The sequence below is a fragment of the Desulforamulus hydrothermalis Lam5 = DSM 18033 genome (assembly GCF_000315365.1).
GTDB classification, from domain to species: Bacteria; Bacillota; Desulfotomaculia; order Desulfotomaculales; family Desulfotomaculaceae; genus Desulfotomaculum; species Desulfotomaculum hydrothermale.
Genome location: NZ_CAOS01000003.1, coordinates 167047 through 193659 on the forward strand (window position 1 = coordinate 167047; position 26613 = coordinate 193659).

24 protein-coding genes and 1 riboswitch are annotated in these 26613 nt (G+C 46.5%); of the genes, 11 read left to right on the forward strand and 13 right to left on the reverse strand.

What is annotated here, in order from left to right:
* Positions 1-11: 11 nt before the first annotated feature.
* The 5 genes from ruvA to nadE all read right to left on the reverse strand — a co-directional run bounded on the left by ruvA (position 12) and on the right by nadE (position 3465).
* On the reverse strand, positions 12-614 hold the full coding sequence (ruvA, locus tag DESHY_RS01945) for a Holliday junction branch migration protein RuvA (protein ID WP_008410049.1): 603 nt from the start codon (positions 612-614) through the stop codon (positions 12-14).
* A complete protein-coding gene (gene ruvC / locus DESHY_RS01950; protein ID WP_008410050.1) occupies positions 607-1107 on the reverse strand; it encodes a crossover junction endodeoxyribonuclease RuvC in 501 nt (166 codons plus the stop codon). The genes ruvA and ruvC overlap by 8 nt, the downstream gene beginning before the upstream one ends.
* Positions 1108-1204: 97 nt before the next feature.
* Complete coding sequence (locus DESHY_RS01955) at positions 1205-1822, reverse strand: hypothetical protein (RefSeq protein ID WP_008410052.1); 618 nt, start codon at positions 1820-1822, stop codon at positions 1205-1207.
* A gap of 90 nt (positions 1823-1912) precedes the next feature.
* Complete coding sequence (locus tag DESHY_RS01960) at positions 1913-2644, reverse strand: YebC/PmpR family DNA-binding transcriptional regulator (RefSeq protein ID WP_008410053.1); 732 nt, start codon at positions 2642-2644, stop codon at positions 1913-1915.
* A gap of 95 nt (positions 2645-2739) precedes the next feature.
* On the reverse strand, positions 2740-3465 hold the full coding sequence (gene nadE, locus DESHY_RS01965; RefSeq protein WP_174269692.1) for an NAD(+) synthase: 726 nt from the start codon (positions 3463-3465) through the stop codon (positions 2740-2742).
* A 636-nt stretch (positions 3466-4101) separates the two neighbouring features.
* Here nadE and DESHY_RS01970 point away from each other — a divergent pair.
* The 9 genes from DESHY_RS01970 (at position 4102) to DESHY_RS02005 (ending at position 14158) form a co-directional block, all read left to right on the forward strand.
* Positions 4102-4590, forward strand: a complete 489-nt coding sequence (locus tag DESHY_RS01970; RefSeq protein ID WP_008410056.1) for an NADH-quinone oxidoreductase subunit NuoE family protein — start codon at positions 4102-4104, stop codon at positions 4588-4590.
* Positions 4591-4602: 12 nt separating this feature from the next.
* Entirely contained in the window at positions 4603-6483 is a 1881-nt protein-coding gene (locus DESHY_RS01975) for an NADH-quinone oxidoreductase subunit NuoF (RefSeq protein ID WP_008410058.1), read from the forward strand.
* A 37-nt stretch (positions 6484-6520) separates the two neighbouring features.
* Positions 6521-8497: a [FeFe] hydrogenase, group A gene (locus DESHY_RS01980; protein WP_008410059.1), complete on the forward strand. Its 1977-nt coding sequence runs from the start codon at positions 6521-6523 to the stop codon at positions 8495-8497.
* Between the two features lie 72 nt (positions 8498-8569).
* Positions 8570-9028 (forward strand): hypothetical protein, encoded by a 459-nt coding sequence (locus tag DESHY_RS01985; protein ID WP_048817801.1) that lies wholly within the window; start codon positions 8570-8572, stop codon positions 9026-9028.
* Between the two features lie 39 nt (positions 9029-9067).
* Positions 9068-9343, forward strand: a complete 276-nt coding sequence (locus DESHY_RS13840) for a hypothetical protein (protein ID WP_143147771.1) — start codon at positions 9068-9070, stop codon at positions 9341-9343.
* A 245-nt stretch (positions 9344-9588) separates the two neighbouring features.
* Positions 9589-9792: a hypothetical protein gene (locus DESHY_RS01990; protein WP_008410061.1), complete on the forward strand. Its 204-nt coding sequence runs from the start codon at positions 9589-9591 to the stop codon at positions 9790-9792.
* A 352-nt stretch (positions 9793-10144) separates the two neighbouring features.
* Positions 10145-10624 carry an NADH-quinone oxidoreductase subunit NuoE gene (gene nuoE / locus DESHY_RS01995; protein ID WP_008410062.1) on the forward strand — a complete coding sequence of 160 codons (480 nt, stop codon included), beginning with the start codon at positions 10145-10147 and terminating at the stop codon, positions 10622-10624.
* 22 nt (positions 10625-10646) lie between these two features.
* The gene (gene nuoF / locus DESHY_RS02000) at positions 10647-12356 is read left to right on the forward strand and encodes an NADH-quinone oxidoreductase subunit NuoF (protein ID WP_008410063.1); all 1710 of its coding nucleotides are present in this window, start codon (positions 10647-10649) and stop codon (positions 12354-12356) included.
* 20 nt (positions 12357-12376) lie between these two features.
* Positions 12377-14158 carry an NADH-dependent [FeFe] hydrogenase, group A6 gene (locus DESHY_RS02005; RefSeq protein WP_008410064.1) on the forward strand — a complete coding sequence of 594 codons (1782 nt, stop codon included), beginning with the start codon at positions 12377-12379 and terminating at the stop codon, positions 14156-14158.
* 76 nt (positions 14159-14234) lie between these two features.
* Here DESHY_RS02005 and DESHY_RS02010 read toward each other — a convergent pair whose 3' ends face one another.
* The 4 genes from DESHY_RS02010 to tyrS all read right to left on the reverse strand — a co-directional run bounded on the left by DESHY_RS02010 (position 14235) and on the right by tyrS (position 18321).
* Positions 14235-15407: an ISL3 family transposase gene (locus tag DESHY_RS02010; protein ID WP_008410065.1), complete on the reverse strand. Its 1173-nt coding sequence runs from the start codon at positions 15405-15407 to the stop codon at positions 14235-14237.
* 144 nt (positions 15408-15551) lie between these two features.
* A complete protein-coding gene (locus tag DESHY_RS02015; protein WP_008410066.1) occupies positions 15552-16280 on the reverse strand; it encodes a YkgJ family cysteine cluster protein in 729 nt (242 codons plus the stop codon).
* Between the two features lie 101 nt (positions 16281-16381).
* Complete coding sequence (yunB, locus tag DESHY_RS02020) at positions 16382-17026, reverse strand: sporulation protein YunB (protein ID WP_008410067.1); 645 nt, start codon at positions 17024-17026, stop codon at positions 16382-16384.
* 71 nt (positions 17027-17097) lie between these two features.
* Positions 17098-18321, reverse strand: coding sequence for a tyrosine--tRNA ligase (gene tyrS / locus DESHY_RS02025; RefSeq protein ID WP_008410068.1), 1224 nt, complete (start codon positions 18319-18321; stop codon positions 17098-17100).
* Positions 18322-18513: 192 nt separating this feature from the next.
* Here tyrS and DESHY_RS02030 point away from each other — a divergent pair, with 192 nt between their 5' ends.
* A complete protein-coding gene (locus DESHY_RS02030) occupies positions 18514-21003 on the forward strand; it encodes a transglycosylase domain-containing protein (protein WP_008410069.1) in 2490 nt (829 codons plus the stop codon).
* Between the two features lie 73 nt (positions 21004-21076).
* Here DESHY_RS02030 and DESHY_RS13435 read toward each other — a convergent pair whose 3' ends face one another.
* The 3 genes from DESHY_RS13435 to DESHY_RS02040 form a co-directional block, all read right to left on the reverse strand.
* Entirely contained in the window at positions 21077-21271 is a 195-nt protein-coding gene (locus DESHY_RS13435) for a hypothetical protein (RefSeq protein WP_008410070.1), read from the reverse strand.
* 55 nt (positions 21272-21326) lie between these two features.
* Positions 21327-22295, reverse strand: coding sequence for a DMT family transporter (locus tag DESHY_RS02035; protein WP_008410071.1), 969 nt, complete (start codon positions 22293-22295; stop codon positions 21327-21329).
* A 362-nt stretch (positions 22296-22657) separates the two neighbouring features.
* Positions 22658-24220 carry a Na+/H+ antiporter NhaC family protein gene (locus DESHY_RS02040; protein WP_008410072.1) on the reverse strand — a complete coding sequence of 521 codons (1563 nt, stop codon included), beginning with the start codon at positions 24218-24220 and terminating at the stop codon, positions 22658-22660.
* A gap of 104 nt (positions 24221-24324) precedes the next feature.
* Positions 24325-24516, reverse strand: a riboswitch (Lysine riboswitch).
* Between the two features lie 224 nt (positions 24517-24740).
* On the opposite strand from DESHY_RS02040, the gene DESHY_RS02045 reads away from it, so the two are divergent.
* Positions 24741-25235, forward strand: coding sequence for a superoxide dismutase family protein (locus tag DESHY_RS02045; RefSeq protein WP_008410073.1), 495 nt, complete (start codon positions 24741-24743; stop codon positions 25233-25235).
* Positions 25236-25280: 45 nt separating this feature from the next.
* On the opposite strand, the gene DESHY_RS02050 is transcribed toward DESHY_RS02045, so the two are convergent.
* Positions 25281-26609: a stalk domain-containing protein gene (locus DESHY_RS02050; protein ID WP_048817854.1), complete on the reverse strand. Its 1329-nt coding sequence runs from the start codon at positions 26607-26609 to the stop codon at positions 25281-25283.
* Between the last annotated feature and the right edge of the window lie 4 nt (positions 26610-26613).

The window sequence follows — 26613 nt, forward strand, 5'->3', positions numbered from 1 at the left end:
TTCCTCCCTGGTTATTTAATGGGCGCCAATACTTTTAATGCCTCTTTGATCAGGGTGGATACGTCTTTGGTTGCAGCCTTGGTCTGCACTCTGCCAACAGCCTCCCTGGCTTCTGTCTGGGCGTAACCCAGTGAAACCAAAGCAATCACCGCATCTTCCGCTGTAAGGTCAGAGCCTGCGGTGTCTTGCGGGACAACCGTACCGGCGGATACAACAGGTACGGCCAACTTGTCTTTCAGTTCCAGTAAAATGCGCTGGGCAGTCTTTTTACCAACCCCCGGCACCTTGACCAGTTGATGAACATCCCCGCCGGCAATAACTGCCTGCAATTGTCCCGGCGGCAGGTGGGATACCACTGCCAGAGCTACCTTAGGACCAACCCCGGCCACATTCAACAACGCCAGGAAACAATCGCGCTGCTCTTGATCAGCAAAACCGTACAGCTGTATACCGTCTTCCCTGACAGCCATATGGGCATACAGCTTTATTTCCTGTCCTAAAGCCGGCAGCCTGGTAGCGGCCGGCACATGCAAATAAAAGCCAATCCCCTGCACCTCCAGCACGGCCCAGCCCGAGCCGCCGGCAGCCAGTTTGCCGCAAATGAAGTCAATCATTTTTTATTTTTAGTCCTCCCGGCTTGGTACTCCAGTGAGCATGGCAAATGGCAACCGCCAAAGCATCAGCCACGTCATCCGGTTGTGGAATCTCCTTTAAGGACAGCAGTGTCTTGACCATAAACTGAACCTGTTGTTTTGCCGCCTTGCCATAGCCGGTAACTGCTTGTTTTACTTGCAAGGGTGTGTACTCAGCTACCGGAATACCTGCATTAGCTCCGGCCAACAGGGCAATGCCCCGGGCATGCCCCACTGCCAAAGCAGTGCGGGTGTTTTTATTAAAAAATAACTGCTCCACCGCCATAAACTCAGGTCGGTAGCTGTTAATAATTTCCTGCAGGCCCTGGTAAAGCCTTTGCAATCTTATCTCCGGCGAAAGATCCGGGCTTGTTCTGAGGCAGCTGTAAGCAATGGGCCGATAGCTGTTTCCCAAGTATTCCACCAAACCAAAACCGGTTATGGCAGTGCCTGGGTCAATGCCTAAAATAATCATTTTGGCCTCCTAATAATATTAGCTGCCAATATTATACTACAAACTTCTGTTCTGTAGGAAATAAATTAAAAATAAATAACTCTTGAATCAAGGGTCGTTAGTCCTGCATTTCATCCAGGTTTTCTAAAATGGCATTGAGTGCTTCTTCATTGGCAAATTCCAGCTCATAGCGGAGTTTAGCCTGTGTTTCCGGTGTCATCCGGTGATATTCCATAGCCTGCTGTAGCTTTACCTGAAAGGCTGCCGAGAGACTTGACATAGGAAAAGACCGTTCTACTTTGAGCAATTTGTGCTGATAGCCCAAGGGACCCTGGTATACCGCCAAATAATTGTTATGAATACCTAAATGCCGGAAAGAACGGTGATAACTGCAAAAGTCGTTAACTTTTTGTTTAACCAGCGCTTGGTCCTTAAATATTTCTGTTGTATATTCAGAACCGTTATAAGCATCCTGTAATTCCCGAGCCGTCTTAATTCCCAAAGAAGCCGCCGTTTTTCTGGCCGTTTCTTCACTGTCACCACACAAATATATTTTTTCTTCCTTAATAACAAAATCCGCCGGCAGAGTGGCCTGAACCTGCTGGGCAAAAACTTGCAGCACAGACAGAACAGCACCGCTGTCTGCTTGCTGTACACGGCCGCCCATAATCAAAATTCCCAACAACACTGCGCCCATCACACCGCCTGCCGCAATCCAGACAAATCTCAGCAACATACTAACCACTCCTTCAAATGGCTAGTATTGCCAATTTAACTGGGATTATACCTGAAGAAATAAAAACCGGGCAGCACCCGGTTTCAAAACTTAATCAGCCAGTTCAAAATTAGTGTACACCGCTTGCACATCGTCGTTATCTTCCAGCAAGTCAATCATTCTAACCATCTTCTCGGCCTCTTCCCCTTGCAGCTTAACTGTGGTTTGGGGCACCATGGCAATTTCCGCATCCGCCACGGGAATTCCCTGTTCAATAAAGGCAGTCTTAACGTTTGCAAAATCTTCCGGTGCGGAAATCACTTCAAAGCTGTCTTCTTCCACCTTGACATCCTCTGCACCGGCCTCCACCGCAAGCAGCATAATATCATCTTCACTGATGCCGGTCTCCTGGCGGTCAATAATAATGATTCCTTTTTCTTTAAACAACCAGCTGACACAGCCTGACTCACCAAGATTGCCACCGTGCTTTGATAAAATATGTCGCACTTCCCCGGCGGTGCGATTACGGTTATCAGTGGCAACATAAAGTAAAATAGCGGCACCGCCCGGTCCGTATCCTTCGTAAGTAAATTCTTCGAACTGGGTACCCTCGCCGCCGCCGGCACCCTTTTGAATGGCTCGCTGTATATTTTCATTAGGAATATTAGCCGCTTTAGCCTTTTCAATGGCAGCTTTCAACCGCATGTTGCCGGCCGGATCAGGACCGCCGTTTCTCGCTGCAATAATAATTTCTTTAGATATTTTAGTAAAAATTTTACCTCGTTGAGCATCAATTTTGGCTTTTTTGCGCTTGATCGTGGACCATTTGGAATGACCTGACATAAAAACACCTCACTCTTGAAAAAAGCCCGGTTCATTCCGGACCTTACCGGATGAACCCAGCTTTTATCACATTTCTGTTAATTTTTTATGTATAGTTAGAACTCCGGCGGCATGGGTGGCATAAATCTTTTATGAGCTCGTTTTCTTTCTAAAGTTTGAATGGTTTTCTTGACCGTTTCGGAAGCTTCGCCGGTAAGAATATAATGATCAAGATCTTGATAAGTAATACCCATTTCTTGCTCATCGCAGTGTCCAAACCACAAACCGGCTGAAGGCGCCTTATCAATTATTCGCTGAGGAATGCCTAATTCTTTAGCCAGTTCCTTCACCTGAAATTTAACTAAGTTGGCAATTGGCAACAAATCTACGCCACCATCACCATATTTAGTATAATGGCCTACTACCAGTTCAGCCCGGTTGCTGGTACCTACCACCAGATAATTATGTCTGGCGGCCAGATAATACAGGGTAATCATTCTTAGGCGCGGTTTTATATTGGCAATTGCCAGATCGCAACTGTATAAGTCATAGTCTTGACCGGTAAAACGCCGCACAAACCAATCAAAAGGTTCATTAAGGTTTATCTCCTGATAGGGCACCGCCAATGTTTCTGCCACCAATTTGGCATCCTCAGCATCTTGCGGATTGCTGTAACACGGCATAATTACACCTAATACGTGATCCGGAAAAGCTTTTTTGCAAAGCGCAGCTACACAGGCAGAATCAATGCCACCGCTTAAACCAATTACCGCTCCCCGGGCACCCGCCTTTAACACTTCCTGCTTAATCCACTGTGTTAGTTTGTCAGCTAACTCCTTCATAATTATTGACAAGCCTCCCCAGGCCATTAATAAATTCATAATATCACAACTGCAGCACCAGGCGCAAACTAAAACAGCTTGATGAAAAACTTCACAAAAAGCCTTTGTTTCAACTAATAAATTATCACTATTGTCTGATTTTTAATTAAATTTTTAATAGTAAATTTAGTTATACTATATTGTTAATTTGTGCAATTTATTAGACGTTTTTGTTTTGCATTTGATATTCTTTAATTGACAAGGAAATATTTGCATGCTTATAATATATTCAGAATCTTTCACATTTAATTAAAATTTAGGCAAAAATTTGTAATTATTATATATTTTAATGCATTTTGGGAGTATTTGAAGGCTGATTGGCAGGTTTAGAATAGTAAGATTTGACTAATTATTATATAATTAATTTGTCTAGTTAATTGTCTAAAAATAAAAACAAGATGTTCAATTTTGGCTATTTAGGGAAAGTTAAGTTTTCACTCCAAATAGTTAAATTATTTAATGAAAATTAACACTTTCCTTTTTATTTTTCTTGTATAGTTTTGCTTTTTTAGAAAAGGGGTGATGGCTGACAATTGTCACAAACTACGGTCTGTTATGAGGTTATTAGGGGCTTTCTACACCAAAGGGGGTTTTATGATGGAAAACAGAGAGATAAAATTTTTAAAGTTACAGCAAATAATTGATGCCCATGAAGGCAAGGTTTCTCACTTAATTGCCATTCTGCAAGAAACTCAGGCAGAATACGGTTATCTGCCAAAAGAAGCACTGACGTACATAGCCACGGCTATGGGAATTTCCCCTGCCACTGTTCTGGGGGTGGCAACTTTTTATGCCCAGTTTTCTCTCATACCTAAAGGCAAATACGTTATCCGGGTTTGCGACGGTACCGCCTGTCATGTGCGCGGCTCCGAACCCATCATGATGGCACTGCGTAAAGAGTTGTCCCTTACGCCTGACAACCCCACTACCAGCGACCTGATGTTTACCGTGGAAACCGTTTCCTGTTTGGGTGCCTGCGGATTGGCCCCGGTTGTGGTTGCTGATGAAGAAGTTCACGGGCAAATGACACCGGATGGCATAGTGGAGATTGTCAGAAAATTAGCTAAGTCTAACAGTGAAAACTAAGGGGGGCCATCAATGCTTAAATCACGTGAAGATTTATATAAGCTGCAACAAAAAGCGAAGGCTGCACTGGCCGAACAAACCATGCGCATTTTGGTCTGTGCCGGTACCGGCTGTGTGGCCAACGGTTCGTTAAAAGTATATGAGCGCTTAAAAAACTTGGTGGCTGAACATGGCTTACTGGCAGAAGTTGACCTGGTTAAGGATGTCAGTCATGAAGGTATCGGCGTCAACATCAGCGGCTGTCATGGTTTCTGCCAGTTGGGTCCGCTGGTGCGTTTTGAACCCTCCGGTTTGCTTTACTGCAAGGTTCAGCCGGAGGATTGTGCCGAAATCGTTGAAACTACTATTATCAACAACAGCGTGGTTGAACGTTTGCTTTATCAGGATCCCAACAGCGGGGAAAAAGTTAAAACACAGGATGAAATTCCTTTTTATAAACGTCAGGTAAGAGTTACATTAAAAGAGTGCGGACGTATTAACCCGGACGATATTAATGACTACATTGCCCATGACGGGTACCAGGCTATTGCCAAAATACTTGAGGGCATGAAACCCGAAGATGTCATAAAAGAAGTGACTGATTCCGGACTGCGCGGTCGCGGCGGCGGCGGCTTTCCTACCGGTCGCAAATGGTCCTTTGCCGCCTCGCAACCGGGCCCTAAAAAATACGTTATCTGCAACGGTGATGAAGGCGACCCGGGTGCATTCATGGATCGTTCCGTAATGGAAGGCAACCCGCACTCAGTACTGGAAGGTATGATGATTGCCGGTTTCGCCATTGGGGCAGACGAAGGTTATATTTATGCCCGGGCAGAATACCCGCTGGCCATTAAGCGCATGCGCAAGGCCATCGCTGATGCGGAAGCCCTGGGATTGCTGGGCAACCGGGTTTTAGGCTCTGATTTTAGTTTTAAAATTCACATTAAAGAAGGTGCCGGTGCTTTTGTTTGCGGTGAGGAAACAGCGTTAATTGCTTCTATTGAAGGCGAACGCGGCATGCCTCGGCCCCGCCCCCCCTTCCCGGCTGTCAAAGGTTTATGGGGTTGCCCCACTATTATTAATAACGTTGAAACACTGGCTAACCTGCCCGCCATTATTAATAACGGCGCCAACTGGTTCAGAAGTTTCGGTACACCAAACAGCGCCGGCACAAAAACCTTTGCCCTGGCCGGTCAAATTCAGAACACAGGTTTAGTGGAAGTCCCCATGGGTATGACCCTGCGGGAAATTGTGTTTGATATCGGCGGCGGTTTACGGGAAGGCAAAAAATATAAATCTGTACAAATCGGCGGACCCTCCGGCGGTTGCTTAACTGAAGATAAACTGGATCTTCCTTTGGATTATGATGAGCTCATGAAGGTAGGCGCTATGATTGGCTCCGGCGGTCTGGTTGTCATGGGCGAGGATACCTGTATGGTTGAAACTGCCAAATTCTTTATGGGTTTTGTCCAAAACGAATCCTGCGGTAAATGTGTTCCCTGCCGTGAGGGTACCAAACAAATGTTAGCTTTGTTGACCAAGATTACCGAGGGTAAGGGTACCGAGGAGGATCTGGCGCTGCTGGAAGAATTAGCGCAAAATGTTAAAGACGGTTCCCTCTGCGGCCTGGGCAAAACCGCCCCGAACCCGGTTCTTACCACTCTCCGTTACTTCCGCCATGAGTATGTTGCCCATGTACGGGATAAGAAGTGTCCGGCCGGCGCTTGCCAGGCTTTAAAAGAATACTATATTGATCCTGCTAAATGCAAAGGCTGCACAGTATGTGCCAGGGTTTGTCCGGCCGGTGCCATTACCGGAGATAAGAAGCAGCCCCATGTCATTAATGTGGATCTTTGCCTGAAGTGCGGTGCCTGCATGGAAAAATGCAAATTTGGTTCCATTATTATCAGATAACTATTGGAATATTTAGTTAGTGAAAGGGTGTGACGTGATGAGTGGTAAAATAACCATTAACGGACAAGTAATAGACTTTACCGATGAGAAGAACATTTTATCCGTAGCACGCAAGGCCGGTATCGAAATACCTACCCTGTGCTATCATCCGGAATTAACCATTGCCGGCGCCTGCCGCCTGTGCGTAGTGGAAATTGAGCGCATGGGTATTCAGGCTTCCTGTTCTACCGCTCCGGTGGACGGAATGGTCGTCTACACTAATTCCGAGCGTGTTAACAGAGTGCGCAAAATGGTTTTGGAACTGCTGTTGGCCAATCACGACCGCGAGTGCACCACCTGCGAATCCAGCGGTGCCTGCAAGCTGCAAAAGTATGCCAGTGATTACGGCATTAAGCGCCTGCGCTATCCCGGCCGCACTGCACCGGCACCGCTGGACACCTCCAGCCTGTCGGTGGTTCGGGATCCCAACAAATGTATTTTGTGCGGCCTTTGCGTCAGGGTGTGCAAAGAAATCCAGGGCATCGGTGTTTGGGACTTTAAAAACCGCGGTTCCCGCACTGAAATAGTGGCTGCCATGGACCAACCCTTGGCTGAGTCCGCTTGCATTAACTGCGGCCAGTGTATAGCTGTTTGTCCCTGTGGCGCTTTAACTTCAAATTCTACTGCCATTGACGAAGTATGGGCAGCAATCCGGAACCCCAAGAAAACCGTCATTTGCCAGATTGCCCCGGCGCCCCGGGCTGCCCTGGGCGAGGAGTTTGGCCTTGGCTCTGTTGATGTAACCAAAAAAATTGTAGCAGCTTTACGCAAAATCGGTTTTGACAAAGTTTTTGACACCGTCTTTACCGCTGATATGACCACCATTGAAGAAGCCAACGAATTTCTCAGCCGGCTGGTGAAAGGTGAAAAGTTGCCGCTTTTTACCTCATGCTGCCCCGGCTGGGTCAAATATGCCGAACAATTCCATCCGGAACTGTTAAATAATTTATCTTCCTGCCGCTCGCCGCAGCAAATGTTTGGCTCGCTATTAAAGAAAAAATATGCCAAAGAACTAGGCATTGCACCACAAGACATGTTTGTGGTATCCATCATGCCCTGTACCGCTAAGAAATACGAAGCCAAACGGCCGGAATTTATGACTGAAGGCGCTTATGACGTGGACGCTGTTTTAACAACCGTCGAAGCAGCCCGCATGTTCAGAGAAGCCGGCATCATTTTCAGTTCCCTGGCGGATTCGGAGTTTGACCAACCCATGCAACAGGCTACCGGCTCCGGTGTTTTGTTTGGTACAACCGGCGGCGTGATGGAATCTGTAGTAAGATATGTTGCAGGCAAAATGCTGAATGCCGAAGGGCGGGTTGACGTTGAATTTACCAGAGGCATGGAAAACACTAAGATAGCCGGCATCAATGTCGGTGAACACAAATTAACGCTGGCCGTAGTTAACGGTTTAGCTGCCGCAGAAGAATTGATCAAGAAAATTCAGAGCGGACAAATTGAGGTACATGCCGTTGAAGTTATGGCTTGTCCGGGAGGCTGCGTCGGCGGCGGCGGACAGCCCTTCGTTAACGATCAGGAACACCGCCTGGCTCGCGCCAAGGAAATTTATAATATTGATGCCCAGCTGGAATTGCATAAGGCTCAGGACAATGAAGACCTGGAAAATATTTTCCAAAAATATTGGGGTGGTTGCTGCAACCATGAAACCCATCATGATTTGCACACCCATTACCAGCCTAAAAAACGTATAGTCGGCAACGAAATCCTCATTAAAGACGGGACAGGCCCGGAGATTACCGTTTGCCTGGGCGAAGGTTGCTTAAAGAAAGGCTCTCTGGCTGTAGTGGAAAAACTGCTGCCCTTTCCGGTTAAATTGAAAGGCGTTTTCTGCCTTGAACACTGCGGCAACGGCGTATCCGTTAAAATAAACGGCCAAATACAAAACGTCGAACCGGATAATGTACTGGCTTTCATCAAAGCCAACTGCGGCTGCAACTGCAGTAGCTGTTCATAAGTTTTGATACTCTGGGTGCTGACAGTAGTTAGCACCTTTTTTTTATGTTAAAATATGTTTGGTGATGTCATTATGTCGAAAAAACATCTTTGTTTAATAATCGGACCGGCTAAGTACCCTGAAGACGACGCCAGAATGGTGGCCCTGTTTTTAGCGGAGCCAGGCGAAAAATTCATCTGTGGGGCCAGTACCGCCAACATGGTGGCCCGCTACTTGCCTGCAGGTCAAAAGCTGTCCGATGTGCCCGGACTGGCTATGGTAACGGACGGCACCTTAATATTAAGCGAGGTGCTGGACATCCTGGCCAGCAATTCCCGGCCGAATCTTCCCGAAAAACAGTATGATGCGCACCGGCTGGCGGTGGCTTTGCTGGAAGCTGATTCAGTATCTTTTCTTATTGGCATGGCCGTTAATAAATCGCAGCGTAGTCTGAGCTTGCCGGCCAAACCAATTGTGAAAAGCCGGTTTGTCAGAGAACTGGCGGATATGTTAAAACAAAAGGGCAAACAGGTAATGGCGGAGTATTTCTAATCTCACCGGGGCCTCCCGGCCGGTACGGCAGGCGCCCAAATGGAAAACCTGTGGAAATGCCAATGCTTTTCATTAAATGCTGTTACGCTGATTTGGCAAGCTGCCGTCGGAGATTCACAAAATAACTTTATTTTTACGGCTTTATTCAGCGCGGGGTGGTGGAATTTTCAATTTCCACCACCTTTTATTGTTGCCCGCATCCTGTGGGCGCCACCCCAGCGGCTCCTTCTTTCATCAAGTGCAATAACCGGTGGTTCGACAAGTCGCTGGCAGGGGATCATCAAACCACTTGAATTTCCTTTATCTACAGTCTGATTTATAATAATATATAATTTTTTCGCCGTAATATTTCATGTCGAAAAAACCCTTTAAAATACCCTTAAAACTACTTGACGCTCGCGAACGTTCTAGGTTAGAATTATTGTAGTTAATTGTAAGAATATTTATAATGTTTAAATTAGTTTAATTTATCTATTTTATTTTTCAATTATGTCATTTTTCAGACATTTTTCAACAATGAAAACCGTTAAAATACTATACAGGGAATGGAGGTGTGACGGTTGGGTACGCAACAACTGGTCAACGGGCAAATGATTATCACAAGTATTGCCAAATACTCCATCACCAAGGAAGAAAGCCTAAATTTACCAAAATTTGAGCCATGCATCGACGCTTATGATCAACTTATCTATTTGGTTGCCGACACTCCCCCGGAGATAAATCCTGCCTATGATTGTTACGGTCAACTGGTTAATTTTTATTAACTGATTAATTTACCATAACTGTTAACCGACAAAATCACATGGTCTTAACGCCAGGGTTTAATCATAATATATTCAATGTGAAAATTTTATTTTTCCCCTTAACCTCTTTTATTTAGTATTTCAATCAGTTATAGTAAAGTCATGACAGTTATTTTTTGGAAGGTGGTGGTATCAGCATTATTTTTTGATTCTTCATAATTATCAAATGGTTAAGGGTTTTGGTGGGCTAGCAAGACAACTATAAAGCTGCCTTTCTTTTTACAACCAAGCAGTACAAGCCCTTTATCTGCCAAGACACAGTGTACAAACAGGCAGCAAAAAAAGTGCTTCCGACGAAAGGAGGAACCATTGCATGGGTGCAGAGTGCAAATGCCAATGTGAACAGGATAATAAGCTGGATGCCCTGTTTGCGCAATATAAGGGCAATCCCAACGGCCTTATTGTCGTAATGGCCGCCATCCAGGAATCCCAAGGTTACCTGCCCAAAGATCTTTTGGTTAGAACAGCCGAGGAATTGGGCGTTCCCCTCAGTGATGTCTACGGTGTAGCTACCTTTTATGCAGCTTTCAGCCTCCGCCCCAGGGGCAGACATACCGTCAACCTTTGCCTGGGAACCGCTTGCTATGTGAAAGGTGCTCCCGAAGTACAAGCCATGCTGGAAAAAGAAATGGGCATTAAGGCCGGCAACACCACCGAAGACCGCCGCTTCAGCCTGGATCTGGTAAGATGCTTGGGAGCTTGCGGCATTGCGCCGGTAATGACCGTTAACGGAGAAGTTTACCCGCGAATGACAGCGGAAAAAGTAGCTGAAATTCTGGCCAAATATGAATAATACCTCCAGGGAGGTGAAATATATGAATTTTACTGAACTCGAATTATTAAGAGCAACTGCTAAGGAAGCTGTTAAATTACGTCTGGGTCAAGAACCCTCTGACAATTATAAATATCATGTGCTGGTATGCGGCGGTACCGGATGTATATCAATCGGTTGCCAAAATACCCTGGAAGCTCTCCGGAAAGCGATAGACAGTCACGGCTTACAAGATACTGTCAAATTGGTTGTAACCGGTTGCATGGGTACCTGCGAAATGGGACCGGTTATCACGGTTTTCCCGGAAGGATATTATTACTGCCGCGTGCAACCCGAAGATGCTGAAGAAATCGTTACTTCCCACCTCAAACAAGGTAAATATGTGGAGCGGCTTTGCTACCACGCTCCTGACGGAACCGTACAACCCCGCAAATCAGACATGACATTCTTTAAAAAGCAAAAACGCAATGCCTTGCGCAACTGCGGCCTGATTAACCAAACTTCCCTTGAAGAATACATTGCCATGGACGGCTATGTTGCTTTGGCAAAGGTTCTGCAGCAAATGACACCCCAGCAGGTCGTAGATGAAATTAAAAAATCCGGCCTGCGCGGTCGCGGCGGCGCCGGCTTCCCCACCGGCGTTAAGTGGCAATTCGTATTAGATCAAAAGTCAGACCAGAAATACATCGTGTGCAACGGCGACGAGGGCGACCCGGGTGCCTTTATGGATCGCTCTGTACTGGAAGATGACCCCTATTCTGTTATTGAAGCAATGACCATTGGTGGATTTGCGGTGGGCGCCAATAAGGGTTATGCCTACATTCGTTTGGAATACCCCAGGGCTATTGATCACTTCACCAAAGCCCTTAACCGGGCCAGAGAAGTGGGCCTGTTAGGCAACAATATCTTGGGCAGTGATTTCAGTTTTGATATTGAAATCCGGGTTGGTGCCGGCGCCTTTGTTTGCGGCGAAGAAACCGCCCTGCTGGCCTCCATTGAAGGTCGTCGCGGTGAGCCCCGGCCACGTCCGCCCTTCCCCGCCGTTTCCGGCTTATTTGGCAAACCCACCGTTATTAATAACGTGGAAACCTGGGCTAACATTTGCCCAATAATTATTAACGGTGGCGACTGGTATGCCTCTATGGGTACCGAAAAGAGCAAAGGTACCAAAGTCTTCACGCTGGCCGGCAAAATTACCAATACCGGCTTGGTGGAAGTGCCTATGGGCATTACCCTGCGGGAAATGGTAGAAGATATTGGCGGCGGTGTACCGGGCGGTAAAGCCTTTAAGGCTGCCCAAACCGGTGGTCCCTCCGGCGGTTGCATCCCGGCCGCTTATCTTGACACACCGATTGATTATGAAAACCTGGCTGCCCTTGGTTCCATTGTTGGTTCCGGCGGTATGATTATCGTTGACGAAGGAACCTGTATGGTTGACCTGGCAAAATTCTACCTGGGCTTTACCCAGGACGAATCCTGCGGTAAATGCACCCCCTGCCGCATTGGCACCAAGCGTATGCTGGAAATTCTTGAACGAATCACAAAGGGGTTAGGCAAGGAAGGCGATTTGGAACTGTTAATTGAACTGGCCAACTCCATTAAGGCTTCTGCCCTTTGCGGCCTGGGTCAAACTGCTCCGAACCCCATCCTCAGCACCCTGCGTTATTTCCGCGATGAATATGAAGCACACATTAAGGATAAAGTCTGCCCGGCCGGCGTTTGTAAAATGCCCCGCAAAGGCCTAAAATCCTAGAGGATAGGAGGGGAAAAGGCATGGCAACCGTAACACTGACGATTGATAATATAAAAGTTGAAGTTGAACAGGGTTCAACCATCTTAGAAGCTGCCAAAAAAATTGGTATTAATATTCCTACCCTTTGCTATATGAAGGAAATTAATGCCATTGGCGCCTGTCGTATTTGCGTGGTTGAAGTCCAGGGTGCCCGGGCCCTGCAGGCTGCCTGTGTAACTCCCGTGGCCGAAGGAATGGTTGTCAAAACCAATTCTGCGGCCGTACGGGCTTCACGCAAAATGACCCTGGAACTGATTCAATCCAACCACCCGCAGGAATGCAATACCTGCCTGCGCAACAACAACTGTGAACTGCAAGCTTTGTCAGAGGCCATGGGTCTTAAAGAAATACGTTTCGTAAGACCGGCCCAAAGCCACAGCAAGGACGATATTGACAGTTCGTCACCCTCAATTGTCCGGGATCCCCGTAAATGCATTCTGTGCCGCCGTTGTGTAGCTGTTTGCGAAAAGGTACAGGGCGTTAAGTGCATCAGTGCGGTAAACCGCGGTTTTGAAACCATTGTTGCTCCTCCTTTTAATCAGGGCCTTATGGATGTTAACTGCACCATGTGCGGCCAGTGCTCCCTGGTCTGCCCCACCGGCGCCATTACCGAAGTGGACGATACCGGTAAAGTATGGCAAGCCTTGGATGATCCCACCAAACACGTGGTGGTGCAAACCGCACCGGCCGTGCGTGTAGCCATTGCTGAGGAATTTGGCATGGAGCCCGGCACCGTCAGCACCGGCAAACTGGTAGCAGCCTTGCGTCGCTTGGGCTTTGACAGCGTAATGGATACTGACTTCACAGCCGACCTTACCATTATTGAAGAAGGCAACGAGTTTATTAAGCGTGTTACCGAAGGCGGCGTGCTGCCAATGATTACCTCCTGCAGCCCCGGCTGGATTAAATATATTGAAATGTACTATCCTGACCTGCTGGCTCACCTGTCCACCTGTAAATCACCCCAGCAAATGTTTGGCGCCCTGGTTAAGACCTTCTATGCTGAAAAGAAAGGTATTGACCCCGCCAGTATTGTCAGCGTATCAATCATGCCTTGCACCGCTAAAAAATTTGAAGCCCAGCGAGATGAACTGAAAGACAGCGGTTATCAGGATGTTGACGTTGTACTGACTACCCGTGAACTGGGTCGCATGCTGCGGGAAATTGGCATTGATTGGGAAAATCTGCCGGATGAGGATTATGATGCTCCCATGGGTCTTTCCACCGGTGCTGCGGTTATCTTTGGTGCTACCGGCGGTGTTATGGAAGCTGCCGTACGTACCGTATACGAAGTAATTACCAAAGAACCGATGCCGGACATCAACTTAACTCCGGTTCGCGGTATGGAAGGTATTAAAGAAGCCACTCTAAAAGTTGGCGACCTGGACGTTAAAGTGGCGGTTGCTCACACTTTGGGCAATGCCCGCAAGCTGCTGGATAAAATACGGGCCGGTGAAGCAGATTATCACTTTATTGAAATCATGTGCTGCCCCGGTGGCTGCATCGGCGGCGGCGGCCAGCCCATCCCCACCAACCTGGAAGTACGCCTCAAGCGTATCGGTGGTATCTATAAGGCTGACGAAGACCTGCCTATCCGCAAATCTCACGAAAACCCGGCCATTAAAGCAATTTACGAAGAATTCCTGGGTCAACCTCTGGGCGAAAAATCCCATAAGCTGTTGCACACCCACTATGTACCGCGGGGTGTCTACAGAAAGCCCGAGGGTCTGCCTGAAAGGGTACCAAGCGGTGATCATCATTAAAATTTTTAGGCTCTATGTCAAATGTTGGGGTGACAGGTGTCTACGGATACCTGTCGCCATATTTTTATGTCCAAAATTAAGCGCAGCAGTGAAGAATACGTGAGCGGAATCTATTAAAATTTCTAAAACCAAAAGCATTACGCTTGATGACTTTAATTTTGTTGTTGTAGCCTTCAATACACCCATTTGAGTAAGGGACATCAAATGAATTTAGAATTTCAGTTTTCCAGTTTACGATTGTATTAGCCAGGTAGTAAAATTCTTTGATTTTATGTTGTTTAACGAGATTTAGCCACCGGTTAAGTTTTGATTCTGCTTCAACAGAGGAACTTGCCTTTACAAAATCCATGAACTGTTCTTTCAAAAGATAAGAAACTCTAAGTTCATCATTAAAACGAAGGATGTTGGCCAATTTGATTTTAGAATCATCGCTTAACTTATCGGGTCTTGAGAGAAGGAGTCTACGGCTGAATTTTAAAAATCGGCGTTTTTCATAAGGTAAAGACTGCTGAACACGTTTTCTGACCTTATCAATAGCCCAAATGCAGTTTCTGACGTAGTGAAAGCGATCAATAACAATCGTAGCGTTAGGAAAAACCAGTTCGGCAGCCCGCTTATAAGGGCCCCACATATCAATAACAACATACTTAACCTTATCGAGATTATTAAACTTTTTAAAGTAGCTAACCAGATAATCCTGGGTACGGCTTTCAAGGATGTCAAGGACTTTGGAACTAATGGGATCAGCCAGAATGCAATGGTATTTACCTTTGTCAGTAGTGCCTTTAAACTCATCAATAGAGAGGACAGTAGGCAATTCCTTAAGGCTATAGGATAGGTAATCAAGGATTCTAGTGATAGTACATGGAGAGAGAGAAAAATCATCAGCGACAGAGCACATACTGGAGTTTGAGCGGAGCCTATCCACAACGGCCATAATCAGTCGTTTAGTCATTCTTTGATATTTACCGACAAAGTCAACTTGTTCGTAAAACTTCTTGTTACATTTACGGCAGTTATATCGTCGCTTGCGATATATTAAGTAAAGGGGTTTATTTAGCCAGGGAATATCCTTAATCTTTTGAGTTCGGTAGTCATGGATAGATTTAGTTAATGTCCCACAAGCAGGGCACTTATGGGGTCTAACGGGCATTGATAGAGAGATTTCAGAGTGGCTGTCAAAATGCTCAACATTGCTAATAATAACATCTTTCAAATTAATAAAATTTCTGATAGACTGAAATTGCATTTGGAAGAATACCTCCTCTTTGAGGGTTTGGTTTGGCGACTAAGGTATTCGACCAAATGCTTTTCTTTTTCCTGTCACCCCAACATTTATTTTAGAGCCAAAATAAAATGAGCAGGGTGGTTTGGTAACCCCTGCCAACACAGTTTAACTGTTTTTATTTAAAATCAGTTTGATTTGTAATAAATTTTGCAGTTTGCCAAGCTGTTCCGGCAACCATTTAAAGGCAAATTTCATTAAAGCAACATCATCAGACATGATTTGCTGCAACTCAAGTTCCCCAACATCCTGTGTTAAAACGGGATGACTCCTTAGCATGCTTCTAAATTCATCCAGATTATAACAACCCAACAAAATCATTTGCATAATAAATGAATCCAGCTCTTTTGCGCCGGTTAGTTTAATTTTAGAAGGTATTTGGCTGAAATATTTTTCCGGCTCTTCATAGGCAGCTAACCCCTGGTTATCCATCCACTCCTGAACAGTCCATTCCTTGGTTTCATTAAGGCCAAGACAACGGGCTTGATCAAAGGCAACACCATACTCCCCGACCCCCCTCACCTCTAAGGGCGCCATACGGCAAGACCACGGGCGCACCTGATAAATAGTGCATCCCACATCAGAAATAAAAGGGCAAACCAGGTTGTCCTCCCGCATCTTAAGAATAACCACCGGAAACCCGACTTTAGGTGTTCTTAAGACATGAGTATAGCCGGTTAAAAATTCTTCAGAGGATATTTTTAAATAATTCTTAATCCGCAATACATCGTAAGGAGTTAAAAAAATATTTATATCCCGGCAGCATTTTTTAAAACAAGCCAATTGGGCATGACAAGAAAAAGTAAATTTATCTTGTAATTTAAGGCTTTTACCCATTACTCCGCTCCTTCTGTTCACCTTATGTTTTAATGCCTTGCTCAAAATTATATCACATGAAGATTATTTTACTGATAAATTTATTTTTTCACAGTTATTTTTTAATTGCCCAACACTCCGCCCGGCAGGGTTAGAATTGCCGGCGGCACGTCGCCTACAATAATATCTTGGGCCAGTGGTACCTTGGTGTGTACCTTAAATACTTCTTTATACAAAGGAACAGCAATTTGAAATTCCGAATTAAGATCCAGCCATATAAGGTGTCTGGTTTGGTTAATACCTGCACCTTCAAACTTATCAATAATATCCACTCGTAAAATCCCCAGGGGAATCATACGAACGCTTAGCTGCGGCCCCAAAGCAGCCATTAAACGGATACCTAACAATTGACCGACAGGTATTCTGATGGTTTCATTGTCCAACTGCCGAAATTGCTCTTGAATGTTTAAAGTAATTTCATTTGACAGACGGTTTATTTTAATGGTATCCGCCTGCACCAGCACAATCTTTCCCCGGTCGTCTTTGTGAACTTGCACTATATCCCGATACTCAACATGTTGTCGGGCCAGATGTTCCATGACTGATTTATTTATAATCTCCGTGGCGGCTTGAATGGCTTGCACCCTGGCAATAGCAAACAGAGTTGGCTGCAGGCAGCGATCAATAAATATAAAAACAATTGCCAAGCCCAGCAGCAGCAGCAACGCCAAGAGTTTTCCGGACACTTGTCTTTGCCTTTTAAACAAAACATTCACCTCCACATGATATCTATATGTGGAGGTGAAGCAAAAGGTGATAATCCTCAGCAACTTGTCTGTTATTTTAGGGATAGTTTAGCAAACCGACGCTTACCGGCCCTGATTACCATTCCTTCCTCAGGCTGAAAACGCCAGTTAGGATCAGCCACCCTGGCTCCGTCTATTTTTACCGCACCTTCTTTTATCAGCCGACGGGCTTCACTGTTGCTGGCTGCCAAACCTGCTTTGGTAAGCAGCCTGGGCAAGGATACCAATCCTTCTTCATACAGGTCTGAAGTAACAGTGAACTGTTCTATTTCATCAGGCAATTCTCGTTTTTGGAATACCTTTGTAAAATGTTCTTCAGCCTGCTGAGCTGCTGCTGCTCCATGGTAAAAAGTTACAATTTCTCGTGCCAGGCGCATTTTAACATCCCTGGGGTGAAGTGTCCCTTCTTCTAATCCCCTGGCAATGGCCCTCACTTCAGATAAGGGAACCGGTGTCACCAACTCAAAATACCTTACCATTAATTCATCAGGAAGAGACATGGTTTTGCCATACATTTCCTGCGGTGGTTCATCAATACCGATATAATTGCCCAGGCTTTTACTCATCTTGTTAACGCCATCTAAGCCTTCGAGTATCGGCATCATCAAGGCTACCTGGGGTTCCTGGCCAAACTCTTTTTGCAATGTACGCCCCATTAATAAATTAAACTTTTGATCCGTACCGCCCAGCTCAATATCAGCCGCCAGAGCTACCGAATCATAACCTTGCATCAAAGGGTAAAAGAATTCATGTATACTAATAGGAAGATTTTCTTTAAATCGTTTGGAAAAGTCCTCCCTTTCCAACATCCTGGCCACAGTGGTGGTAGCCGCCAATCTGATCACATCGGCAAATTTTAACGGAGCCAGCCAGGTACTGTTAAATTGTACTTTGGTTTTTTGGGGATCCAGTATTTTAAATATCTGCTGTTCATAAGTGCGAGCGTTAGCCAACACCTCTTCCTCGGTTAACTGCTTACGAGTTTCCGATTTGCCGGTCGGGTCGCCGATGCGACCGGTATAATCGCCCAAAATAATGGTAACCTGGTGACCTAATTCCTGAAACTGTCTGAGTTTTTGCAACACTACCGTATGCCCGAGGTGAATGTCCGGCGCTGTAGGGTCAAGACCCAGTTTTATATGTAAAGGTTTATTATTGGCAATTGATTTTTTTAATTTTTCAACCAGTTCCTCCTCAGGCACAATTTCAGCCGTGCCTCTTTTAATGATTTCCAACTGTTTTTGAAGGTCTAGCATTTACTAAACTCCTTTCAAGAAACTACTGCAAAACTTGTTTAGCAATTACAGTATAGCCCTGCAAAATCTTAATAATTATACCAGAGCCAGCAGTATGTGACAAGAATAATAAAATGTCTGTCAAGAAAACCGGCAACTGTGTTATAATTCTGTTATCGTTGAGCTTTAATCTTCCATAAAGGAGAGATTCTTTTGACCAGACGCAAAAGCCGAAGGCTCCGGCCCGGTCGCTTAATGTTCCTGATAGCGGTTTTTATATTTTTGCTTGGCGGTATTGCTTCCCTGGGTTATGTGGCCTATGCGTTATCAGATATGCCTGCATTTAATCCGGCATCGCTGGAGAATATGGTGCCCACTTCTGTTTATGATAAGGACGGAAACTTAGTCACCAGAATCGGCACAGAAAACCGCGAACCCATAAAGTTGGACGAAGTGCCGCAAGTGGTAAAAGATGCCTTTCTGGCCACTGAAGATGACCGCTTTTATGACCATCACGGTATTAACTTTCGTAGTTTGGGCCGGGCATTGTTTAAAAACCTTGCTTCCGGCGAGATTCGAGAAGGTTTTAGTACAATTACCATGCAATTAGTTAAGCTGTCATATTTATCGCCGGAACGCAGCATTAAAAGAAAGCTGCAGGAGATTGTCTTAACCCTGCAGGTCGAAAGGCATTTTACCAAAGACGAAATCTTTGAAATGTATCTCAATAAAATTTATTTTGGGCAAGGTGCTTACGGTATTCAGTCCGCTGCCCAAACCTATTTTGGCAAAGACCTGAAAAAAGATGAACTGACCCTGGAGGAAGCCGCTTTTCTGGCCGGGCTGCCCCAGGCTCCGTCAGTTTATTCCCGCTATCTGGACAGTGTTTCCTCCCTTGAGGAGGATGCAAATAAACAAAAACTTGATAAAAACAAACAACAAGATTTGGAAAAACAGCAAAAAGATTATGATCTGGCGCTAAACCGTCGCAATACAGTATTACTGCGTATGAAAGAAGCAGGCAAAATCACCGAACAACAGCGCCAGGAAGCAGCGGCCAAACCACTGCCGGACGGCACCCAAATGCCGACTTCCAGGTATCCCTACCCTTACTTTATTGATTATGTGACGGAAAAGTTAGTGCAAAAATACGGTCCCGATATGGTTTATAAGGGCGGGCTTAAGGTCTACACCACCCTGGACCCAAAAATTCAAAAAACAGCCGAAACAGCCATGGCTAATGCAAAAAACTTTCCTAATTACCCGCCTGACAAAAACGGCTTGCTCCAACCCCAGGGTGCGGCCGTCTTTATGGAGCCGGGTACAGGCTACCTGAGAGCAATTGTCGGCGGCAGAGAACACAAGCAACAGCGGCAGCTTAACCGGGCTACCCAGTACCAGGTGTTGCCCGACGGACGCAAAATAGGACGCCAACCCGGTTCAGCCATTAAACCTATCGTAGCTTATGGCCCGGCCATTGAATTTAATGGCCTGGGACCTGCGTCAGTGATTGATGACATACCTACCAGTTTTGGCAATTACAGCCCTAAAAACGCTGACGGTAATTTTAGGGGTTTAATTACCATGCGTACCGCTTTAACGCATTCGGTTAACATCGTAGCCATCAAACTGCTGCAGCAAACCGGCCTGGAAAAAGCGGTAAAATTTGCCCATGAATTGGGCATTACCACGCTGGATGCCAATCGGGACGGCCTGGCTATGGCGTTAGGCGGGGTCAGTTCCGGGGTAGTGCCGCTGGATATGGCAGGCGCCTATGGTGCCTTCGCCAACCAGGGAATCTATGTCAAGCCCCATGCCATTACCAGGGTAGAAGGTCCTGACGGTACTCTGCTTGACGAGTTTAAACCCGAGAAGAAACGGGTTATGAAAGCCACTACTGCTTATTTGATCACAGATATGCTGCGCTCGGTTGTACAGTCCGGCACCGGTACCCGGGCTAATCTTGGCGCCAGACCGGTAGCGGGTAAAACCGGCACTACAGATGAAGGCAAAGATATTTGGTTTATCGGCTACACCCCGGAACTGGTTGGTGCTGTCTGGATTGGACATGATGCGCCAAAGAAAATGCCCCAGGCATACGGAGGTATTTACCCGGCCATGATCTGGCGGGAGGTTATGAGTAAAGTATTAGCGGACGTGCCCGTTCGCCCGTTTAACAAACCTGAAGGTATTGTTACTGCTACCGTAGACAGCAAATCCGGTTTGCTGCCGGGACCCAATACCCCGCCGGACCATCTGGTTACCGATTTGTTTGCAGCCGGTACGGTTCCCACAGAAACGGATAATTTGCATCAGGTGATGGAGGTTTGTGCTACCACCGGCGATCTGCCCAATGAATTTTGTCCGGAGCGGATTACCAAAGTGGTAATTAAACTTCCTTACGCAGTGCCGTCCAATGTAGCAGATTATGCCCTGCGAGCGCCGGTAAAAACGTGTACCCTGCATAACGCCAACGGGATTGATCCTGCTGCAGCAGAAAAATACAAAACACCGTTTTTACCAACACCTGAAACATCGCAACCTGCAGACAGCCAGCCAAACAATGATATACCAACCAAGCAACCCAATAATAACGACAGCTGGCTTCCCGGTACTACCGGCAGCCGGCAAGCTGATGAAAAAGCTGATCTAAAACGCATGGCCAAAATCAAAGCTGCTTTTAGAGAAGCAAGCAAAGAATAGACTAACAAAAGACCGGCCCCACCTGGCCGGTCACAGACTGTAAACAACGGTTGTGAAACAAAATGAGGTGGTTTTATGATCCCCTGCCGGCGACTTGTCGAAGCACCGCTAACAGCACTTGATGAGCGAAAGGAGCCATTGGGGTGGCGCCCACAGGACGTGGGCGCCAGCCGAACCGGGCCAGGATGGACCGTTTGAGGCGACCCCAAGGGCGACCGTAGCGAATCATAGTGCTGTCGGTGCGTAGACCGGGAGCCAAAGGGATCATAAAACCACCGATAATGTATGTCGACGCTCTGAGACCGGCCCCCCTGGCCGGTCAATTATTTATTAACAGTTGCTGTTGCCTTTGTAACTGGGTTAACTTTAACCTTTACATTTTGATTGCGAAAAGTACCGGCAACCCCCAGCAGAACCAGGGTAGTACCACCGATAGTCCACAAACTGATTGGCTCATGTAATATTAACCAGCCTAAAAATACTGCCACCACGGGATTAACATAAGCGTAAGTCATAACAATGCCGGTGGGCAACAGCCTTAAGGCCATAATATATGAAGTAAAGGCCAGCAATGAACCGAACACAACCAAATAAACAAAAGCCCACCAGGCCTCAGCAGATGGATTGGGCATCGGTTCACCCAGCAGCAAAGCCAGCATGGCAAAACCCAGACCGCCAAAAATCTGCTGGTAGCCGGAGCTTACTACCGGGCTTAAAGAAACCGGGTTCCTGCGTTGCAACAACGAACCCATCCCCCAGCTTAGGGGGGCCAATAGTAAGGCCGTAATACTTAAAATATTGGCTTGTGAAGCATGTCGCAGTACAGGTAACGATAAAACAACTATACCTGCAAAACCCGATAAAAGAGATAGTACTAACAGCTTGGCAGGCGCCTTTCTGTCAAGCACCGCTTCCGCTAACGCTACCCACATGGGCGTGGTGCCCACCAGCAAAGCTGCATAACCTGAGTCAGCATATTGTTCCGCCCACATGACCAGACCATTTCCACCCAGCCAGAGAAAGACACCGGACACCGCCAATATCTTCAGCTCCTGCCAGGACAGCTTAAGGGCTTGCCTGAACAAAAACGATCCCAGCAACAACAGACAACCGGCCGGCAGCAGTCGTAGTGCGCCCATGGTAAAAGGCGGAAAACCGCCTTCTTGACCAACTGCCACGCGGATCGCCAAATAGGTGCTGCCCCAAACAATATAAACAATCAGCAAGTGTAAAAAACCCGTCCAACCGGACGATGTTGGCTTTGTCGTTTCGGAATACGCTCTAACGTTCATGAATTTATCCCCTTTATGTGGTACTTAGGCCGGAGTTAATTAAGATATTTTAACAGCGATCCGAGGAAAAAACAAGCAACAGATTGCTGACATTAACCTAAGATAATTAAATAAGATAAGGGCTTTCTCAATGGTCATTTTCCAATTTTGAAGCCCCGCTTTCATGTCAAAATAACATGAAAAACAAGCATCCCGCCCCACTTTTAATCGCGAAACGGGATGCTTTTCTGTTTATTTTGTGGCTTCAGTTATCTGGAGTTACCCTTTAGAGACAGCTCCTAGGCTGTGGGCACAACCTCCTTTAACCCCGATCAGCACACCGGCATGGTAAGGTTTGCTTGCCCCCTTCGCTTTGGAGGCTCTTATACTACGGATACTTTGCTTTTGGCCTCTCTGGCTGCTTTTATGCGATGCAAGTAATTCATGGCAATGACCAACAGGCCCAGTGAAATAATCATCGAGAAAGCAGCATTTAACAGCAGGCTGTCTGTGATCCTTGTCAGAAAAGCCGAGATAATGTAGCCAACAAAGCATATACCAGCCACCAGCGAAGCATAGGGCAGTTGTGTGTTAACATGGTCAATATGCTTGCAAGCGGCACCGGTGGAAGACAAAATAGTGGTATCGGAAATGGGTGAACAATGGTCACCGTAAACCGCCCCGGCCAGTACGGATGCCATCAACAAAATCAATAATTGGGGATCTACCACCAAGGCCAGATCAACGGCAATGGGGATCATAATGGCAAAGGTCCCCCAGGAGGTGCCGGTAGCAAAGGCCATAAAGCCGGAAAGTATAAAAGCAATGGCAGGATATGCCCAGAAGGGCAGTTTATCTCCCAATTGATTAGCCAAAAATACACCGGTTTCCAGTTCACTGATAATGCCGCCGATGGTCCAAGCAAAAATAAGAATCAGGTTGGCAGGCAGCATAGCCTTAAAGCCGCTGTAGCAAGCCCGGGGTAATTGCCCGACTGCAACAACTCCTCTGGGCAGAAACATCAGTAAACTGAGCGCGAGGGCAGCCAAGCCGCCGTAAAGCAAAGACTTGGCAGCATCAGTATTTTTAATTGCATCTAAAACCGTCATGCCGCCGTCAAAATAACCGCCGGTATAGGTCATGGCAACTAACACAAACACCACCAGGCCGGCAATCGGAATCACCAAGTCCCATACCGTCCCCTTTTGGCTGACTTCCTCCGTAGCGCTCTCAGCTATATTTAAGCCACCCAAGTCCCCGCTTAAGAGGGCTTTATCTTCATGGACAGCCATAGGCCCAAAATCTATTTTGTATAAAATAATAATCAGCATCATGGCAATCGATAACCAGGCATAAAAATTAAAGGGAACCGTCATGATAAAGGCAGAAAAGGGTTCCATATTAACGCCTGAAGTTTTAAATTTATCGCCCATGGTTGACAAAATGGTAGCTACCCAGCTGGAAACAGGCGCAATAATGCAAATGGGTGCAGCCGTGGCATCCAGAATATAGGCCAGCTTGGCCCGGGAAATGTTGAATTTATCAGTCACCGGTCGCATGACGGTACCAACGGTCAAACTGTTGAAATAGTCATCAATAAAAATCATGATCCCGAGAAACAGTGTGGCCAACTGGGCTCCGGACCTGGACTTAATTTTGCCGGCAGCCCACTTGCCGTAGGCCGCAGAACCACCGGCAACGGTTACCAGATGAACCAGAATACCTAAAATCACCAGAAAAGATAAAATAGATAAGTTCCATGGATCGGTTAATTTTTCACTGGCAATACTAAATACTTTATTTAACGTAGCCGCCGGCCGGTACTGGCTGAGAATGAACGCACCGGATATAATACCTAAAGCCAGGGAAGGAAGCACTCTTTTGGTGATTAATGCCAAACCAATGGCCAGCACAGGCGGTAAAACAGAAAGCCATTGATATTCCATAAACACATCTCCTTTATTAGTATATATTATCAAAACAAAAAACAACCAGAGGAATACCGCCAGTTGCTTGCAAAAGTATATGCCTCCCCCTTTCCTTCTGAAAATAGTAAGATAGTGCTCCACAGGAAATATGAAGGAAATACCTCCTGTGACAGTGTTGTACCTGTTCGGCACAACCCCAGCATTGAGAGCGGGACACTCCCAACACTTCGGCGGGCATTCCTTTCCTTGTAAATCACCGACTCTCCCTGTCTCATTACAAGTACTCTTAATAACCCGCAACCTCTACCCCACCTTTATAATGCTAAGATGAGGCATTATGTTCAATTTTTCTTTTTAATATTATAACAGCCCTATTCATAAGTCAACTGTAAAATGATATAATATTTATTTCTATATATGTATATTTATGCAAAACTCTTTTGTTTTAATTATTTAAGAAATAACCGTTTTCTTTTGGTTTACATATTATAGCAGTGCGGAATTTGGCTTGATCAACTTTATTAAGTGAGGTGCCATAATGAAAATGTTTCAGACCGCTTACTGCTCCGGCATAACCGGTGTTGCCGAAATCTACGGGGGACCGCTTGCTCCTCAAATTACCGGTGTGATGTACTTGCAAGAAGTAACCGGCGGTACCTGGGTCACTGTAGAAATATACGGTCTCCCGCCCTATCGTCCGGCCTGGAACGGCCAGGATCCCGTTGGTCCCCACGGATTTCATATCCATGCCAACCAAAGCTGCCAGGTGGGTGATCCCACCAACCCTTTCCAGGCTGCCGGTGATCACTGGAATCCCACAGATCAGCCCCATGGCAACCATGCCGGGGATTTTCCGGTATTGTTCTCCAATAACGGTTATGCCAGAATGTGTTTTTTTACCAACAAGTTTCATGTCGCACAGGCTGTCGGCAAAACTGTTATTATACATGAAAACCCGGACGATTACCGCAGCCAGCCTGCTGGTAAAGCCGGCAAACGTTTAGCCTGCGGAGTTATCAAACGGTTACGTTAAGTGCCGCCATAAAAAAGAGGCTGCACTTTAAGGCAGCCTCTTAATTTATTTAGTTAAGGCGGGTTTCCAGTAGTCATGAATAATGCTCTGCCCGTAGGTGGTGCCGGGCACTGCCCAGCGGGCATTTAATTTTTGCCAAGTGGGAGCAATGCCCCGTTTTACCAGAGTAAATCTCGGGTCAACCAGCACCTTGCCGGGAGGCAACGGGTTAGTGGTGGCATAGGCATAAAGATGCTGGATATGCGCCTCCACACCGGCCTCCGGCGTGGCAAAAATTGCCCCGTGTACACCGGGTTCAAAACGTACCTGGGCCGGATCAGCCCCATTGAGAGATTCCTGCCCGGTACAAGGAGTACCGGTGGCCCAAAGGCCGCAATAGTTATTTTGCCATGGTTGGACATCCCCGGTAAACTGCCAGTAGTGGGTTTCTTTGGCAGCCTGAGCAAAAGCCAAATCTCCCCTTATGCCATAAGCAGCACCAATTTTAATATAAAGGTCTGCCAGATCAGGAATGGGAATAAACTGACGGTTCAGTTGTTGTTCCATTTTATTTTTAATGCGAGGCGTTTCTGCTGCAATCCAGGCTCTTAACTGGTCCGCCGAAGCGATAGATGGTCCTAAGATGGTCAAATCTGCCGTATTTATCATATTGCCGTCAGGCAATTTGATCCGAGTGTCATATTTTCTCAGCTGATCCCTGTATTGCCTGAATAGCTGCATGTGTTCCGGACTAAAACCGGCAGGATCCATCTTCAGCAAATCTTCAGAATAGATAATAGTTTTATCCGGCAACCGCAGGTTTGTTTTAAATGATGCCAGTTCCTGTAATAAAGCTACCTCTGAAGTTGCAGGCATAACTGCAGGAATATCGGTTGCCGGCGGCTCAACAGGTACAACCGGCGCTGGCGGAACAGTTTCAGGTGCCTTGTATATTTCAACAGTACGCTCGGCCTGGCGCCAGTTCACCTGGCAGCCCAAGGCTTCCCCAATTACGCGCAATGGTACAACAGTGCGGTTAGCAGCAGTGATGAAGGGCTGGCCCACCTCGGGGGAGATGGCTAGCTCTTTACCGTCCACAATAATCTGTATCTCCCGGAGCTTAACCGGACGGTCGGGCAAACCTGCAGTTTGGCTTTGTTCCCTGTTAATAACCACCTGTCTGGTCGACGGCAGCCACTGTACTTGGCAACCCAGATATTCACTAATAACCCGCAAAGGCACATAAGTTCTTCCCTGCAAAATTACCGCCGGTTGATCCCCCGCTGCAATCGTTACCGGTGTACCGTTTACGACAATATTAGCCTTATGGCCGTCGGCTGCCGTTGACGGTGCTGCACCGGCCAACAACAGGCTGCTGAATAAGAAAGGTAACATAAAT

Bases quoted from the DNA above. Each gene is read 5' to 3' on its own strand.
- DESHY_RS01985 (WP_048817801.1), top strand. From the start codon at position 8,570: ATGTCGAAAAAACATCTTTGTTTAATAATCGGACCGGCTAAGTACCCT.
- DESHY_RS02010 (WP_008410065.1), bottom strand. From the start codon at position 15,407: ATGCAATTTCAGTCTATCAGAAATTTTATTAATTTGAAAGATGTTATT.
- DESHY_RS02045 (WP_008410073.1), top strand. From the start codon at position 24,741: ATGAAAATGTTTCAGACCGCTTACTGCTCCGGCATAACCGGTGTTGCC.
- DESHY_RS13840 (WP_143147771.1), top strand. From the start codon at position 9,068: ATGGAAAACCTGTGGAAATGCCAATGCTTTTCATTAAATGCTGTTACG.
- DESHY_RS01980 (WP_008410059.1), top strand. From the start codon at position 6,521: ATGAGTGGTAAAATAACCATTAACGGACAAGTAATAGACTTTACCGAT.
- DESHY_RS01975 (WP_008410058.1), top strand. From the start codon at position 4,603: ATGCTTAAATCACGTGAAGATTTATATAAGCTGCAACAAAAAGCGAAG.
- ruvA (WP_008410049.1), bottom strand. From the start codon at position 614: ATGATTGACTTCATTTGCGGCAAACTGGCTGCCGGCGGCTCGGGCTGG.
- DESHY_RS01955 (WP_008410052.1), bottom strand. From the start codon at position 1,822: ATGTTGCTGAGATTTGTCTGGATTGCGGCAGGCGGTGTGATGGGCGCA.
- ruvC (WP_008410050.1), bottom strand. From the start codon at position 1,107: ATGATTATTTTAGGCATTGACCCAGGCACTGCCATAACCGGTTTTGGT.
- nadE (WP_174269692.1), bottom strand. From the start codon at position 3,465: ATGAAGGAGTTAGCTGACAAACTAACACAGTGGATTAAGCAGGAAGTG.
- DESHY_RS02035 (WP_008410071.1), bottom strand. From the start codon at position 22,295: ATGAACGTTAGAGCGTATTCCGAAACGACAAAGCCAACATCGTCCGGT.
- DESHY_RS01960 (WP_008410053.1), bottom strand. From the start codon at position 2,644: ATGTCAGGTCATTCCAAATGGTCCACGATCAAGCGCAAAAAAGCCAAA.
- DESHY_RS01970 (WP_008410056.1), top strand. From the start codon at position 4,102: ATGGAAAACAGAGAGATAAAATTTTTAAAGTTACAGCAAATAATTGAT.
- DESHY_RS02015 (WP_008410066.1), bottom strand. From the start codon at position 16,280: ATGGGTAAAAGCCTTAAATTACAAGATAAATTTACTTTTTCTTGTCAT.
- DESHY_RS02005 (WP_008410064.1), top strand. From the start codon at position 12,377: ATGGCAACCGTAACACTGACGATTGATAATATAAAAGTTGAAGTTGAA.
- tyrS (WP_008410068.1), bottom strand. From the start codon at position 18,321: ATGCTAGACCTTCAAAAACAGTTGGAAATCATTAAAAGAGGCACGGCT.
- DESHY_RS02040 (WP_008410072.1), bottom strand. From the start codon at position 24,220: ATGGAATATCAATGGCTTTCTGTTTTACCGCCTGTGCTGGCCATTGGT.
- DESHY_RS02050 (WP_048817854.1), bottom strand. From the start codon at position 26,609: ATGTTACCTTTCTTATTCAGCAGCCTGTTGTTGGCCGGTGCAGCACCG.
- nuoF (WP_008410063.1), top strand. From the start codon at position 10,647: ATGAATTTTACTGAACTCGAATTATTAAGAGCAACTGCTAAGGAAGCT.
- DESHY_RS13435 (WP_008410070.1), bottom strand. From the start codon at position 21,271: ATGATCCCTTTGGCTCCCGGTCTACGCACCGACAGCACTATGATTCGC.
- nuoE (WP_008410062.1), top strand. From the start codon at position 10,145: ATGGGTGCAGAGTGCAAATGCCAATGTGAACAGGATAATAAGCTGGAT.